Origin of the sequence: Yoonia sp. TsM2_T14_4 (assembly GCF_049602355.1) — a bacterium.
GTDB lineage: Bacteria > Pseudomonadota > Alphaproteobacteria > Rhodobacterales > Rhodobacteraceae > Yoonia > Yoonia vestfoldensis_A.
In genome coordinates this window covers 291,392-305,791 of record NZ_CP187137.1, presented here as the reverse complement: position 1 = coordinate 305,791, position 14,400 = coordinate 291,392, and the positions used below count along the sequence as shown (strand labels likewise).

The window sequence follows — 14,400 nt, the reverse complement described above, 5'->3', positions numbered from 1 at the left end:
AGCTGCGCGATGCTGACAGGGCAAGGGTGACATTGCAGCAGCGGCCAACGCCTCTTTGTCTAGGCGGCAGGTGCGGCACTTTTCCATTGCTGAGGGGAAACATAGACAATCCGATCATCCAGACTGATCATCACTTCGCCGTCCTGAATATTGACCTGCAACTTCATGGCGCGGCCAGCAAGTGCCGCAAGCGTATCCGTGTCGGCCTGCGGAAAATTGACGACTTGAAGATTGTCGAAACGAATGGTGCTGTTCTTGATCTTGTCCCACCAGATTTCAGCGGTGCGGCCGCCATAGGGATAGACGACCACCTTGCCAGCTTTGCCGCAGGACTGACGTAGCACCTTTTCGCTAGGCAAACCCAAGGCCACCCAAACGTCAAGTTCGCCGCTCAGGCTTTTTTGCCAGATGTCGGGTTCGTCGTCGGTCGAAAGGCCCTTGGTCATTTCCAGATGCTCATGGGCATTCAACGCGAAAGCAACGATGCGCACCATCAGCCGTTCATCGGTCTCTGACGGATGCTTGGCCAGCGTCAGCTTATGGGTCTCGTAATAGTGACGGTCCATGTCCGAGACCGACAGCTCGACTTTGTAAATTGTGGCGTTTTGCGCCATGATCAGCCCCTAATCTTGCACGATCGTGGTGCCTACTCTGTTTAGGGCGCTTTGGAAAGCAGGCGCGCAGATCAATGCGCTGCGGCCCCGTCTGTGCCGCCTTGGACGAAAAATACCGTCACCAGCCCAAAAATCGGCCCAAAAAACTGTCCTCATCCGGCGGCTTGCGCTACACAGTCACCATCCCGGCCATAAACCGGGCAAGGGAGGGCGCAAAGCCCACAAATGGAGGAGACATCATGACGACATCTACCGGTCGGGGGCTGAAAGCCCTTTTCGCACCCATCGCCATCGTAGCATTCGGGATCGGTTCTGCCGCACAGGCGCAAGAACTGTCGATCGCCACAGGTGGCACAGGCGGCGTTTATTACCCCTATGGCGGCGGTCTGGCCGAAGTGATCAACAACCATGTGGACGGCTACAGCGCCAGCGTCGAAGTCACCGGCGCCTCGGTCGAGAACATGGCCTTGGTCCAGCGCGGCGACAGCGACATCGCGATCGCCTTGGCCGATACGGTCTATCAGGCCTATACTGGCACCGGCGCTTTTGAAGGCCGCCAGATTGGTGAAGCACGCGCCTTGGCGTCGATCTATCCAAACGCCGTGCAACTGGTCACGCTGGCCGATAGCGGGATCACCAGCATGCAAGAACTGCGCGGACAGCGCGTTTCGGTCGGCGCACCGGGATCGGGCACCGAACTGAGCGCGCAGATCATTCTGGCTGCCAATGGAATCACCTATGACGATTTCGACCCACAGCGCCTGAACTTCAACGAAACCGCCGATGCGATCCGTGACGGTGACATCGTCGCCGGTTTCTGGAGCGTGGGGCCACCCACATCGTCGATCATGAACCTGGCCGCGACACGTGCGATTTCCATCATCGGCCTGTCTGCAGACGAAATCGCAAACGCCCGCGAAGCCGAACCGACATTTGCGCCCTTTGCGCTGCGCGCAGGCCTTTACGACGGGATGGCCGAGGCCGTGCAGACGATCTCGACACCCAACGTGCTGATCGTGCATGCCGATATGGACGAGGAACTGGCCTACAACATCACCAAGGCGATGTATGAAAACGTAGCCGATCTGATCGCGATCCATCCGGCAGCAAACGACACGACGATCGACTTCTCGGTCGCATCGACGCCGATCCCGTTCCACCCAGGCGCGCTGCGCTATCTCGAAGAGGTGGGTGCAGCGGTACAGGATCACCAGCGCCCATGATCACGACCAATGCAGAGCGGCACGGATGTGCCGCCCTTCTTTGTGCCGCGCTTTTCGCGGGCGGACCTGCCATGGCGCAGCCTGTGCTAGTGGTGGAAACCACTGACGCGCCGCTGGGTGAACTGCCGTTTCAGCCCGGTGCTGAAATCTGCTTGCGGTGGAACCATTCCGTCACCGGTGGTGCCGTGGCAGATTGTTTCGAGAATGTGGCAGGCCAACTGACCCTGACGCGGTCCTATCTGCATGATTTCGCCGCAGGCTTGGGCGAGGTTGCAGGCCGCGGCCGGATCGCGCCAGCCGCAACGGGCGGGTACTGGATCACCGAGATCGCCGAACCGATCCCCGACAATTCACTGGGCCTGCGGGTCGGCCCTGCTGCGGTAAACCACCGCTTGACCAGCGCCGGTCAGGCAATCGCGCTAAGCCAGATTGCCCCCGATACCGCCGTGCGGCTGACACTGCGCCCCAACTGACAGCCGCCATCTGAACCGACAGGAACAAGACATGAGCAGCCAGACATCCGACACGTCCCACAAGAATCAAGACCTGACCGACCTGCCGCCCGCCATGCGGTCGGCCGATGAGGTCCAGCCGCGCCCGATCCTGTGGACCATCACCATCGTCGCGATCACGATGTCTTTGTTCCAGATGTATACCGCAGGGATCGAACCGCTGGGCTTGTTCTATCAACGCTCGGCGCATCTGGGGTTTATTCTGTTTCTGGCCTTCCTGATCTTTCCGGTCACCGGCACCACGCGCCCGCGCGGCAGCATCGGCTGGATCATCGACGCGATTTGTCTGACCGCTGCCTTTCTTAGCGGGTTCTATATTTTCTATTTCCTTGATGACATCATCAACCGCGCGGGCTGGTGGTCGCGCACCGATATCGTGATGGGCATCATCGCCACGCTTGCCGTGCTGGAGGCCAGTCGCCGTGTCGTGGGCCTTGGCATGACCATCATCGGCCTGATCGCCATCGCCTATGCGCTGGCCGGACCGCGCGGAGCGCTGCCCGGACTGGGCGAATGGATGCCTGGCATTCTGTCGCATCGCGGGGCCAGCGTGGACCGTCTGGTGGGCCAGCTCTATCTGGGACAAGAGGGGATTTTCGGCCTGCCTTTGGGTGTTGCGGCAACCTATGTCTTCATGTTCGTCCTGTTCGGCGCATTTCTCGAAGTCACAGGTGCAGGCAAGTTTTTCATCGATCTGGCCTTTGCTGCGACAGGCCGCAAGGCAGGTGGGCCCGCCAAGGCGGCAGTGATCGCATCGGCAGGAATGGGGTCGATTTCAGGCTCGGCTATTGCCAATGTCGTGACGACGGGGGCCTTTACGATCCCGCTGATGAAAAAGCTGGGCTATAAACCCAAAGAGGCCGGCGGGATCGAGGCAGCAGCATCGACTGGCGGGCAGATCACGCCACCCTTGATGGGCGCGGGGGCGTTTCTGATTTCTGAATATACCAACGTGCCTTACATCGACATCGTCATGGTCTCGATCTTTCCGGCGATCCTGTATCTGGGCACGGTTTATCTGTTCGTGCATCTGGTGGCGATGAAGGCGGGCATGACCGGCTTGTCCGCCGCCGACTTGCCCATCGTGCGCAATGTGCTGGCGGCGGGGTGGCAATTCATCGTGCCGCTGGTGGTGCTGATCTATCTGTTGGTCAACAACATCTCGCCCACGCGGGTGGGGTTCTGGGCGATACTGTCGGTGATTGCCGTCACCGCCTTGCGCGCTGGGTTCACGCTGATCGTGCTGGACCCCAAGAACGGCACGCCTCTGACCGCTGACCGGCTGAAGGCATCGATCCTGAGCGGTCTGACGCTGGTCGCCAAAGCACTGGAACTGGGCGCGCGCAATGCTGTCGCGGTCAGCGTCGCCTGCGCTGTCGCGGGCATCATCGTGGGGGTTGTGGGTCTGACAGGGCTGGGGCTGAAGTTTTCATCCATGATGATCTCGCTCTCGGGCGGCAGCCTGCCGCTGGCGCTGGTCTTCGTGCTGCTGGCCAGCCTGATCCTTGGCATGGGCCTGCCAGTGACCGCCGCTTATATCGTGCTGATCGTGCTGGTCGGGCCTGCGCTGCACAACGAGTTTGGCGTGCCGCTGTTGATCGCGCATCTGGTGGTGTTCTGGTATTCCCAAGACAGCAACGTCACCCCGCCCATAGCCCTTGCGGGGTTTGCAGGCGCGGCGATTGCAGGCTCCAAGCCGATGGAAACCAGTATGCAGGCGTGGAAATACGCCAAGGGCCTGTACCTGATCCCCGCCTTCATGGTGTTCAACCCCGAGATCATCATGGGCGGCGAGACGTGGTATGTGATCTGGACCGGGATCATGATCGTGATCGGGCTGATAGGCTTTGCCGCCGCGATCGAAGGCTATCTGTTCACATGGATGGACAATCTGTCCCGCCTGCTGGTGGTGCCGGGTGTGATCGCGATCTTCAACCCCGATGCGATGATCGAGGCGGCAGGCGCGCTGGTGGTCTTGGCGCTGCTGGTCTGGAACTGGCTGAAATCCCGCAGCGCGCAAAGTGTCGCGCGGACAGGCTGACCAACGACCCGCTGTGGTGCAGGTCGCACGGGCCATGTGATTACCCCGCTGGCCGCGGTCAGGTGACCACGGCGACCAGTGCGACGAAATCCCCGACCTTGACCAACCCCGGCACATGCCGCGCGGTCAGGATACCGGTGCAGGCGGCGTGGCAGATCACGGGTGGCACGCCGGTGCGGTCGGCAGGCCAAATCCGCGCGATAGGCTGGTCCTTTGCCACGGGATCGCCCAGATCGACCAGATAGTCGATCAGCCCCGCGTGATGCGAAAAGACAAAGCAGCTGTCGTCGGGCATATCCAGTTGTACGGTCGGACCCACCTGCAATGCGCCCGCCATGATCCCTGCATGGATCAGCAGATTGCGGATGCCCTTGCGCGCAATCGCGACACTGCGCGCCGTCGCCATGCCGGCCCCGCCCAGTTCGGTGGTGACAAAGGTCTTGCCCTGATTTTCAACTTCGGTGTCGAACATGCCGACGGCGTCGATTTCCAGCATCCGCACCGAATAGGGCGCGTTGAAGGCTTGCATCGCGGCCATGCAGGCGGCCTCTTGCGCTTTGTCGGGCAGGATATGGGCGGCGGCGAAGGGCAGAAAATCCAGCGTGCGCCCGCCAGAATGGAAATCCAGCACGATATCGGCCAAAGGCACCAGTTCGGTCGCGATGTAATGGCAGATCTTCTGCGTCACGCTACCATCCGCACGGCCCGGAAAGCTGCGGTTCATGTTCGCGCCGTCAATGGGTGAACAGCGCGCGCCTTTGGCAAAGGCGGGCAGGTTCATCATCGGCAAAATGATGACACGGCCCGTGATCTGATCAGGCTGCAAGGTGGCGGCCAATTCCTGCAAGGCCACTGGCCCTTCGTATTCATCGCCGTGATTGGCACCGGTCAGCAAGGCCGTCGGCCCGTCACCATTGGCAATGACGGTGATCGGGGTCATGACCGACCCCCATGCGCTGTCATCGCGGCTATAGGGCAGTTTCAGGAAACCGTGGTGGACACCCTGTGCATCAAGCGGGATGGTCGGGGTAATCATGCCTTGACCACCAGCGCGCGGGGGGTCTTGCAGAAACATTCATAGCCCGTGTCGGTGATCAGGATAGGTTCGGTAATTTCCAACCCGCCATCATCCAGCCACAACGCCGGCATGAAATGGAACGTCATGCCCGGTTCCAGAATGGTCGTATCCCCCTTGCGGAACGATATCGTGCGCTCGCCCCAGTCGGGCGGATAGCTGATCCCGATGGCGTAACCACAGCGGCTGTCCTTGACATAGCCCGCCTTGTTCAGCGCGGCGTTAAAGGCATTGGCGATATCCTGCGCCTGATTGCCGGGGCGGGCCTGTTCCAACCCCGCCTCGACCGCGTCGAGCACGGCGGCCTCGGCGTCGCGGTATTTGTCGGGGACCTTGCCCAGAAACAGCGTCCGCGATTGCGGGCATTGATAGCGGCGGTGCGCGCCAGCGATCTCGAAAAACGTGGCCTCGCCGGTTTTCATCGGGCGGTCGTCCCATGTCAGATGGGGCGCGGTGGCATCCATGCCAGACGGGGCCATCGGCACAATCGCCGGATAATCGCCCCAATGGCCATCCGCCCCCCTGATCCCCGTAGCGTAAATATCGGCGATCAGATCATTCTTGCGCAGGCCCGGTTCAGCCAGTTCGACGATGCGGGCATGCATGGTTTCAACAATGCGGGCGGCCCGGCGCATATAGTCAATCTCGCGGTCGGATTTGACGGCGCGCTGCCAGTTCACAAGCCCCGTGCAATCGCTGATCCGCGCTTTTGGTAGGCCCGCCAGCAGTGCGGCGTGGGCAGCGGCGGAATAGTAATAATTGTCCATCTCGACGCCGATCCGTGCCTGCGCCAGCCCCAGCTCGGCCAGTAGTTTCGCCAGTTCCTGCATCGGATGCTTGTCGGGGTTTTGCACGAAGGTATCATCATAGCCGCGAATATTATCGTCGCTTTCCATGAACACGGTGCGCCGCGCGCCCAATGTGTCCATGGCGCGGCCCCACCAGACCGGATCGCCGTCATGGGTCAGGATCACGCCCTGAAAGACGTAAAATGACCACCCGTCATAGCCCGTCAGCCACGACATGTTTGACGGGTCGGTGACAAAGATCGCATCCAGCCCGCGCAGCTGCATCTCGGCACGGGTCTTGGTGATGCGGCGCAGATATTCACTGGTCGGGAAATTCGCCTCGAAAGTTGTCATTGGGTGGCCTTCGGTTAGAGCTTTGAGGCCAAAGCTGGGCTGTTTCGCGCCCCCACGCTATACCCCAACACCGGCAAACCATGTCGCTTTCCGACAAAGAGCGTCCGTCATGGGCTGGAGGCCACAGGCCATCCCGCCTAGACTGCCTGTAAATATGATGGAGAATGTGATGACCGAGCAATTTGCCAATGACCAGCTGACCCAATGGGATCACGACCATTTCTTTCATCCCTCGACCCATCTGGGCCAGTTCGCGCGGCGCGAAATGGGCAACCGGATCATCCAGTCGGCCAAGGGCGTCCATATCACCGACCGCGAAGGGCGGCGGTCGCTGGATGCTTTTGCCGGGCTTTATTGCGTCAATATCGGTTACGGCCACCCCGAAATCGCCGAAGCCATTGCCAAACAGGCGCATGAGCTGGCCTATTACCACGCCTATGTCGGCCACGGCACCGAGGCATCAATCACCCTGTCGCGGATGATTGCCGAACGCGCGCCCGAGGGGATGAACCACGTCTATTACGGGCTCAGTGGGTCGGATGCGAATGAAACCAACGTCAAACTGGTCTGGTATTACAACAACGTGCTGGGCCGGCCAGAAAAGAAAAAGATCATCTCGCGCTGGCGCGGCTACCACGGGTCGGGTCTGGTCACCGGGTCGCTGACGGGGCTGGATCTGTTTCATAAAAAATTCGATCTGCCGCTGCCACAAATATTGCATACCGAAGCGCCCTATTTCTACCGCCGCGCGGATCGTGACATGGACGAGGCCGCATTTACCGCCCATTGCGCGGCAAAGCTCGAAGAGATGATCCTGCGCGAAGGCCCTGACACCATCGCCGCCTTTATCGGCGAGCCGATGCTGGGCACCGGCGGGATCGTGCCACCGCCTGCGGGCTATTGGGACGCGATCCAGACGGTCTTGCGCAAATACGACATCCTGCTGATCGCCGACGAGGTCGTGACCGGCTTTGGCCGTCTGGGGACGATGATGGGGTCGGATCATTACGGGCTAAAGCCCGACCTGATCACCATCGCCAAGGGTCTGACATCGGCCTATGCGCCTTTGTCGGGGTCCATCGTGTCGGACCATATGTGGGAGGTGCTGGAAAAGGGAACCGACGAATTCGGCCCATTCGGCCACGGCTGGACCTATTCGGCGCATCCGATTTGTGCGGCGGCGGGGGTGGCGAACCTCAAACTGCTGGACGAGCAGAACCTTGTCGCCAATGCAGGCAGTGTCGGTGCCTATCTGAACGAGACGATGGCGGCCGCACTGGGCAATCACACCCATGTCGGCGAAGTGCGCGGGACAGGCATGTTATGCGCGGTCGAACTGATCAAGGACCGCGATGATCGCGTCTTCTTTGATCCTGCCGACAAAGTGGCCCCGCGTGTCGTCGCCGCGATGCTGGAACGTGGCGTGATTGCGCGCGCGATGCCGCAGGGGGACATTTTGGGTTTTGCCCCGCCGTTCCCGCTGACCCGCGCGCAGGCGGATGAAATCGTAACTGTGACCAAAGACGCCGTGGCGCAGGTCTTGGGATAGAGTGACAGGCACCGGCCCAAGCACCGGCCGGATCGGATCAGGATCAACCCGGCGGCCGCCCTGTGACAAAGACCGCGTAAGGTGGATCAATATCCACCTTACCTGCCCCATTCAGACCGCGACGCAATCGGCGTAATAGCGTTTCACGCCATCCGCGCCGGTTTCAACCACCAGCCCGTGGATGTCATTCTCGAACCCCGGACACAGCCGTTCAAACTCGCGGTTGAACTTGAGGTATTCCACGATCTTGGTGTTGAACACCTCGCCCGGGATCAAAAGCGGGATACCGGGCGGATAAGGTGTGACCAGCGATGTGGTGATCCGCCCGACCAGATCGTCGATCGCCACGCGTTCCGTCGTGCGCCGCGCGATGTGGGCATAGGCGTCGTTCGGGGCCATCGCAGGTTGCAGATCGCTCAGATACATTTCCGTCGACAGGATCGCGATATCGTAACGGGCATAAAGCTGGTGAACATGCTGGCAAAGATCGCGCAGCCCCATCTGTTCGTAATGCGGATGCTTGGCGATAAAATCAGGCATCACGCGCCACAAAGGCTGGTTGCGCCCGTAATCGTCCTTGAACTGCTGCAGTGCGGCCAGCAACGAATTCCAGCGCCCCTTGGTGATGCCAATCGTGAACATGATGAAGAAACTGTAAAGACCGGTCTTTTCCACAACGACCCCGTTTTCCACCAGGTATTTCGTGACGATCGAGGCGGGAATCCCCATTTCTTCGAACCGGCCATCAAGGTTCAGGCCGGGCGTGACAATCGTCGTCTTGATCGGGTCCAGCATGTTGAACCCGCGCGCCATATCGCCAAACCCATGCCACGAATCCGCGCCATCGGACGCCTGCACACCATCGGCATCGGTTTTCTTAAGCACCCAATCCTTGGGATCGCCGATCCCTTCCTCGACCAGCGCATCAGGCCCCCAGACCTGAAACCACCATTCATCATCACCGAATTCCGCATCGACCTTGCGCATCGCACGGCGGAAATCCAGCGCTTCCATGATGCTTTCCTCGACCAGCGCCACGCCACCCGGAGGTTCCATCATCGCCGCCGCTACATCGCAGCTCGCGATGATGCTGTATTGCGGGCTGGTGCTGGTGTGCATGAGATAGGCTTCGTTGAACAGGTGCCGGTCCAGCTTGGTATCCTGACTGTCCTGTACCAGCACATGGCTGGCCTGCGATATCCCGGCCAGCAGCTTGTGGATGGATTGGGTGGCATAGGTTACGGCATGGCGCGGGCGTTCGCGCTTGCGGCCCATCGAATGGAAATCGCTGTAAAACGTGTGGAATGCGGCATGGGGCAGCCACGCCTCGTCGAAATGGAAATTTTCGACATAGCCGTCCAGCAAGCCCTTGATGGTTTCGGTGTTATACAACACCCCGTCATAGGTCGATTGCGTCAGCGTCATGATCCGCGGCTTCACCGTATCGGCATCGATATGGGACAAAAGCGGGTTGGCGCGGATTTTCTCCCTGATCGTGTCGATCTCGAACTCGTTTTGCGGGATCGGGCCGATGATGCCGTAATGGTTGCGCGTCGGTTTGAGAAAAACCGGAATCGCGCCCGTCATGATGATGCTGTGCAGAATGGATTTGTGGCAATTGCGGTCCACCACCACGACATCGCCAGGGGCAACCGTGTGGTGCCAGACCATCTTGTTGCTGGTCGATGTGCCGTTGGTCACGAAAAAGCAATGATCGGCGTTGAAAATGCGCGCCGCATTACGCTCGGACGCGCCAATCGCACCGTTGTGATCCAAAAGCTGGCCCAATTCCTCGACCGAATTGCACACATCGGCGCGCAGCATGTTTTCACCGTAAAACTGGTGATACATCTGACCAATCGGGCTTTTGAGAAACGCCACACCACCCGAATGGCCGGGGCAATGCCAAGAATAAGACCCGTCTTCGGCGTAATCAAGCAGGGCCTTGAAAAACGGCGGCTGGATGCCTTCAAGGTATTTCTTGGCCTCATGCACGATATGACGCGCGACGAATTCAGGCGTATCTTCGAACATATGGATGAAGCCGTGCAATTCGCGCAGGATATCATTGGGCAGATGGCGGCTGGTCTTGGTTTCGCCGTGCAGATAGATCGGCACATCTTCGTTCTTGCGGCGGACCTCTTGGATGAACTGGCGCAGGTTCAGCACGGCTGGGTCCAGATCGGGACCGGGGCTGAATTCTTCGTCATCAATCGACAGCACGAATGCGCTGGCGCGGGACTGCTGTTGCGCAAACTGGGACAGATCACCATAGCTGGTGACGCCCACGACTTCGAACCCTTCATTCTCGATCGCTTCGGCCATGGCACGGATGCCAAGACCGGATGAATTCTCCGACCGGAAATCCTCATCAATGATAAAGATGGGGAATCGAAACTTCATTATATTCTCCTAAAAAAGGCAGCGCCGCTTTCGGTCTACATGACAGAGGCGCCCCAGCGCGTCAAAGCAAGCTTGCGCGACATCCTGCCATCTTCCGAGCCTAAATATCCCCGCGCGGAGCGCCCGTCCCGGGACACCGGGGCGGAATTAACCTATCCATGATGCTTTGCCGCCAGATCCTTGAGAATGGGGCAGTCAGGGCGGCTGTCGCCGTGGCAGGCATCGACCAGATCCGCCAGCGTGTCGCGCATCGCGCGCAGGCCCGCGATCTTGGCGTCGATCTGCGCCAGATGGTCCTGCGCCAGCGCCTTGACCTGCGCCGAGGCGCGGCTGTCATCATCGTAAAGCGCCAAAAGCACACGGCAATCGTCGATGGAAAAGCCCAAGGACCGCGCCCGCGCGACAAACATCAACTGGTGCAGATGCGTTTGCCGAAACAGGCGATAGCCATTGTCATGCCGGTCAGGCCGGATCAGGCCGATGTCTTCGTAATAGCGGATGGTCTTGGCGGGCAGACCGGATTTGATGGCGACTTCCCCGATATTCATCATGGTCCTCCTATGCGGCAGGTTGCTGTGCTGTGCCGCGGTTGACCGTCGGCTGTGGCGGCTTTTCGTCCATGACCGGGCGCAAACGGCGCAGCCGCAGCGCGTTGGACACGACCGACACCGACGACAGCGCCATCGCAGCAGCGGCAAAGACCGGCGACAAAAGCAGGCCAAAGACTGGATACAGAACACCTGCCGCCACAGGCACGAGGGCCAAGTTATACCCGAACGCCCAGCCAAGGTTCTGGCGGATGTTGCGCATTGTCGCCTGCGATACGGCGACAGCGTTCACCACGCCGCGCAGGTCGCCCGACATCAGCACCAGATCCGCGGTCTCGATCGCGACATCGGTGCCGGTGCCGATGGCAATACCGATATCGGCATGGGCCAATGCAGGGGCATCATTGATCCCGTCCCCGACAAAGGCGATCTTGCCCTGCACCCGCAGCTGGTCAAGCGCTGCGACCTTACCATCCGGCAACACACCCGCGACGACATGGTCGATCCCGATTTCGCGCGCAATCGCCTCTGCGGTCTCGGCCTTGTCGCCGGTGATCATCGCGATTTTCATCCCCTTGGCCTTGAGCGCGGCAATCGCCACTGCCGACCCCGGCTTGACCGGATCAGCCACCGCAATGACAGCGGCGGCCTGCCCGTCGATAGCGACAAACAGCGCCGTGCGCCCGCGTTCTGCCAGTGCCGTCTCGGTCGCAGCAAGCGCACCGGTGGCAACCCCGTCCCGCGCCAGCAACCTGTCAGCCCCGATCAGCACGCGCCGCCCGTCGACTGTGGCAGACACCCCGAAACCGGCGATAGCGCGGAAATCGCTGACCTGTGCCGCCCCCAGACCCTCGGCACGTGCAGCGTTGACGATGGCCGCCCCGATGGGATGTTCGGATTTTGCCTCGACCGCCGCCGCAAGGCGCAGCACATCGGCACGGTCGAACCCGTCGGCCAGCACCAGATCGGTCAGATGCGGCTTGCCTGCGGTCAAGGTGCCCGTTTTGTCAAAGGCAATCACGCTGACATCGGCCAGTTGCTGCAACGCCGCCCCCTTGCGAAACAGCACGCCCATTTCGGCGGCCCGCCCGCTGCCAACAATGATCGAGGTCGGCACCGCCAACCCCATCGCGCAAGGACAGGCGATAATCAGCACCGACACACCCGCAACCAGCGCCAGTGTCGGATCAGGGCCAACGGCGAGCCAGACCGCCACCGTCAGCACCGCCAGCAACAATATCGCGGGCACGAACCACAAGGTCACACGGTCCACGACATCCTGGATGGGCAGCTTGGCGCCCTGCGCCTCGGTCACCATGCGGATGATCTGCGCCAAGGTCGTATCCTTGCGCACCCGTGTTGCCGCAAAGGTCAGCCCGCCCTGCCCGTTTACCGTGCCGCCGGTCAGCGCGTCACCTGTGGTCTTGACCACAGGTACGGGTTCGCCGGTCATCATGCTTTCGTCAACCGGGCTGCTGCCCTCGGTCACGGTACCGTCCACCGGCACCCTTTCACCGGGGCGCAGGGTGATGACATCGCCCACGACCAGCGCGTCGACATCGACCGCTACCAGCGTGCCATCGCGCAGCACGCGCGCCTGTCGTGCCTGCAAGCCCATCAGCGCCTGAATGGCCGCACCCGTGCGCCCCTTGGCCCGCGCTTCGAGCAGGCGGCCCAGCAGGATCAGCACAACGATCACCGCCGCCGCCTCGAAATAGACAGCGCGCACATCGGCACGGATCAGCGTGGGCAAAAAGGTTGCGACGACCGAATAGGTCCATGCCGCCCCCGTGCCCAACGCCACAAGGCTGTTCATGTCCGGCGCGCCCTTGAACAGCGCAGGCAAGCCTTTGGCGAAAAACACCCGGCCCGGCCCGAACAGCACCAGCGTTGTCAGCACGAACTGGATGATCCAGGACGTCTGCACCCCGATGGTGTCGGCAATGACATGGTGGAAGGCCGGCACCAGATGCGCACCCATTTCCAGAATGAAGACAGGCAGGGCAAGCGCGGCAGCAAACAGGGTGCTGCGCGCCAGCACAGCGGCTTCATCAGCCTTGCGCGCAGCGTTGACGCTCGTCTGGTCCGGTTCGGCGGCTACCGCCGGATAACCCGCCTTTGTACTGACGTCCGCCAGCTGCGCCGCCGTGATGCGGCGATCATCCAAAGTGATTGTCGCGGTTTCTGTTGCCAGGTTCACGGCGACGGATTGCACCCCCGGCACCGCCGCCAACGCGCGATCAACACGCCCCACGCAGGACGCACAGGTCATGCCGTCGATTGCCAGTCGGATAATTGTAGGCTCTGCCATGGGAAAGGACCTTTCTCGATTGATCCCAACATAGGCATTCCAGTTACTGGAAGCTCAACCCCCTTGTGCAGAAAACCGAAAAACCCCGTTTTTCCACTAAGGCACCTAAGCTATGACCAGCAAAACACGACAACAACCAAGATGGATCGCACATCCCGAACAAGCGCCGCGATCGCCACAAGCTTGGTGCTGCCACGATCGTTCCTGCCCTGGCAGCCGCAGGCGATCGCGCAGCACCGCGCCGAATGTCTAGTCGGCGGCGCGGGCGGCGGATACCAGCCTTTGCATCTGGTCGACGCGGATCATGCCGGGGGCCAGATTTTCACCAATCACAAATGACGGTGTGCCGCTAAAGCCAAGCGCCCGTCCCAGCCCGTCTGACATCTTCAGATGTTCTGTGACTGCGGGGGCCTCCATGTCGCGGCGCAGCTGATCGACGTCAAGCCCCACGCTTTGCGCCACGCGAATGACGCTTTGTTCCTCGGCGCGCCCCTGCATCATCATCAGAGCATCATGAAACTCAGCATACTTGCCCTGCACCCGCGAAGCCAGCGCGGCACGCGCGGCGAATACCGATCCTTCGCCAAGCACCGGCCATTCGCGCAGAACCACGCGGACGTTGGCATCGGCAGACAACAAGCCGTCAAGTTCCAGCTTGGCGTTCCGGCAATAGGGGCAATTGTAATCAAAGAATTCGACCACCGTAACATCGCCTTGGGGGTTGCCGATGACGGGTGCATTGGGGTCATTTTCCAGCAATGCGCGCTGATCGGCCAGTGCGACCTGCGCGGCAGCGGCCTCGGCATTCTGCTGTTCAAGCTCGAGTATCTGCAATGCTTCGACCACGATCTGCGGATTGGCACGGATTGTGTCAAGAACCAGATCGCGGACCTGATCTTCGGTCATGGTCTGTGCCCCGATTGACAATGGAAAGGCGCAGATCGCAGCAATGCTGAAAAATCGTGTCATGGTCATGCTGTCC

General features: G+C 60.7%; 11 protein-coding genes. 4 read left to right on the top strand and 7 right to left on the bottom strand.

The window, feature by feature from the left end; all coding sequences use genetic code 11:
* Nucleotides 1-59: 59 nt before the first annotated feature.
* Nucleotides 60-614, bottom strand: coding sequence for a YaeQ family protein (locus tag ACPF9B_RS01415; protein ID WP_007205783.1), 555 nt, complete (start codon nt 612-614; stop codon nt 60-62).
* 239 nt (nt 615-853) lie between these two features.
* On the opposite strand from ACPF9B_RS01415, the gene ACPF9B_RS01410 reads away from it, so the two are divergent.
* Genes ACPF9B_RS01410 through ACPF9B_RS01400 form a run of 3 tightly spaced genes read left to right on the top strand, consistent with a single transcriptional unit; the run spans nt 854 to nt 4,390 of the window.
* Nucleotides 854-1,837 (top strand): TAXI family TRAP transporter solute-binding subunit, encoded by a 984-nt coding sequence (locus tag ACPF9B_RS01410; protein WP_424178721.1) that lies wholly within the window; start codon nt 854-856, stop codon nt 1,835-1,837.
* Nucleotides 1,834-2,310, top strand: coding sequence for a DUF1850 domain-containing protein (locus ACPF9B_RS01405; protein WP_424178719.1), 477 nt, complete (start codon nt 1,834-1,836; stop codon nt 2,308-2,310). Before ACPF9B_RS01410 ends, ACPF9B_RS01405 begins: the two co-directional genes overlap by 4 nt.
* 31 nt (nt 2,311-2,341) lie before the next feature.
* Nucleotides 2,342-4,390 carry a TRAP transporter permease gene (locus tag ACPF9B_RS01400; RefSeq protein ID WP_007205786.1) on the top strand — a complete coding sequence of 683 codons (2,049 nt, stop codon included), beginning with the start codon at nt 2,342-2,344 and terminating at the stop codon, nt 4,388-4,390.
* 58 nt (nt 4,391-4,448) lie between these two features.
* Here ACPF9B_RS01400 and doeB read toward each other — a convergent pair whose 3' ends face one another.
* Entirely contained in the window at nt 4,449-5,465 is a 1,017-nt protein-coding gene (gene doeB / locus ACPF9B_RS01395; protein ID WP_007205787.1) for a N(2)-acetyl-L-2,4-diaminobutanoate deacetylase DoeB, read from the bottom strand.
* Nucleotides 5,423-6,607, bottom strand: coding sequence for a M24 family metallopeptidase (locus tag ACPF9B_RS01390; protein ID WP_424178716.1), 1,185 nt, complete (start codon nt 6,605-6,607; stop codon nt 5,423-5,425). Before ACPF9B_RS01390 ends, doeB begins: the two co-directional genes overlap by 43 nt.
* 169 nt (nt 6,608-6,776) lie before the next feature.
* On the opposite strand from ACPF9B_RS01390, the gene ACPF9B_RS01385 reads away from it, so the two are divergent.
* A complete protein-coding gene (locus tag ACPF9B_RS01385) occupies nt 6,777-8,156 on the top strand; it encodes an aspartate aminotransferase family protein (RefSeq protein ID WP_424178714.1) in 1,380 nt (459 codons plus the stop codon).
* Between the two features lie 111 nt (nt 8,157-8,267).
* Here ACPF9B_RS01385 and ACPF9B_RS01380 read toward each other — a convergent pair whose 3' ends face one another.
* The 4 genes from ACPF9B_RS01380 to ACPF9B_RS01365 form a co-directional block, all read right to left on the bottom strand.
* Nucleotides 8,268-10,559: an arginine/lysine/ornithine decarboxylase gene (locus tag ACPF9B_RS01380; RefSeq protein WP_007205790.1), complete on the bottom strand. Its 2,292-nt coding sequence runs from the start codon at nt 10,557-10,559 to the stop codon at nt 8,268-8,270.
* Nucleotides 10,560-10,711: 152 nt separating this feature from the next.
* The gene (cueR, locus tag ACPF9B_RS01375) at nt 10,712-11,107 is read right to left on the bottom strand and encodes a Cu(I)-responsive transcriptional regulator (protein ID WP_040483235.1); all 396 of its coding nucleotides are present in this window, start codon (nt 11,105-11,107) and stop codon (nt 10,712-10,714) included.
* A gap of 10 nt (nt 11,108-11,117) precedes the next feature.
* Nucleotides 11,118-13,418 (bottom strand): heavy metal translocating P-type ATPase, encoded by a 2,301-nt coding sequence (locus tag ACPF9B_RS01370; RefSeq protein ID WP_424178712.1) that lies wholly within the window; start codon nt 13,416-13,418, stop codon nt 11,118-11,120.
* Nucleotides 13,419-13,667: 249 nt separating this feature from the next.
* Nucleotides 13,668-14,393, bottom strand: a complete 726-nt coding sequence (locus ACPF9B_RS01365) for a DsbA family protein (RefSeq protein ID WP_424178710.1) — start codon at nt 14,391-14,393, stop codon at nt 13,668-13,670.
* Nucleotides 14,394-14,400: the final 7 nt, after the last annotated feature.

What these genes read in the sequence shown, in the direction of transcription:
- ACPF9B_RS01415 (WP_007205783.1), bottom strand. Translation starts at nt 614, where the DNA reads ATGGCGCAAAACGCCACAATTTACAAAGTCGAGCTGTCGGTCTCGGAC.
- ACPF9B_RS01410 (WP_424178721.1), top strand. Translation starts at nt 854, where the DNA reads ATGACGACATCTACCGGTCGGGGGCTGAAAGCCCTTTTCGCACCCATC.
- ACPF9B_RS01405 (WP_424178719.1), top strand. Translation starts at nt 1,834, where the DNA reads ATGATCACGACCAATGCAGAGCGGCACGGATGTGCCGCCCTTCTTTGT.
- ACPF9B_RS01400 (WP_007205786.1), top strand. Translation starts at nt 2,342, where the DNA reads ATGAGCAGCCAGACATCCGACACGTCCCACAAGAATCAAGACCTGACC.
- doeB (WP_007205787.1), bottom strand. Translation starts at nt 5,465, where the DNA reads ATGTTTCTGCAAGACCCCCCGCGCGCTGGTGGTCAAGGCATGATTACC.
- ACPF9B_RS01390 (WP_424178716.1), bottom strand. Translation starts at nt 6,607, where the DNA reads ATGACAACTTTCGAGGCGAATTTCCCGACCAGTGAATATCTGCGCCGC.
- ACPF9B_RS01385 (WP_424178714.1), top strand. Translation starts at nt 6,777, where the DNA reads ATGACCGAGCAATTTGCCAATGACCAGCTGACCCAATGGGATCACGAC.
- ACPF9B_RS01380 (WP_007205790.1), bottom strand. Translation starts at nt 10,559, where the DNA reads ATGAAGTTTCGATTCCCCATCTTTATCATTGATGAGGATTTCCGGTCG.
- cueR (WP_040483235.1), bottom strand. Translation starts at nt 11,107, where the DNA reads ATGAATATCGGGGAAGTCGCCATCAAATCCGGTCTGCCCGCCAAGACC.
- ACPF9B_RS01370 (WP_424178712.1), bottom strand. Translation starts at nt 13,418, where the DNA reads ATGGCAGAGCCTACAATTATCCGACTGGCAATCGACGGCATGACCTGT.
- ACPF9B_RS01365 (WP_424178710.1), bottom strand. Translation starts at nt 14,393, where the DNA reads ATGACCATGACACGATTTTTCAGCATTGCTGCGATCTGCGCCTTTCCA.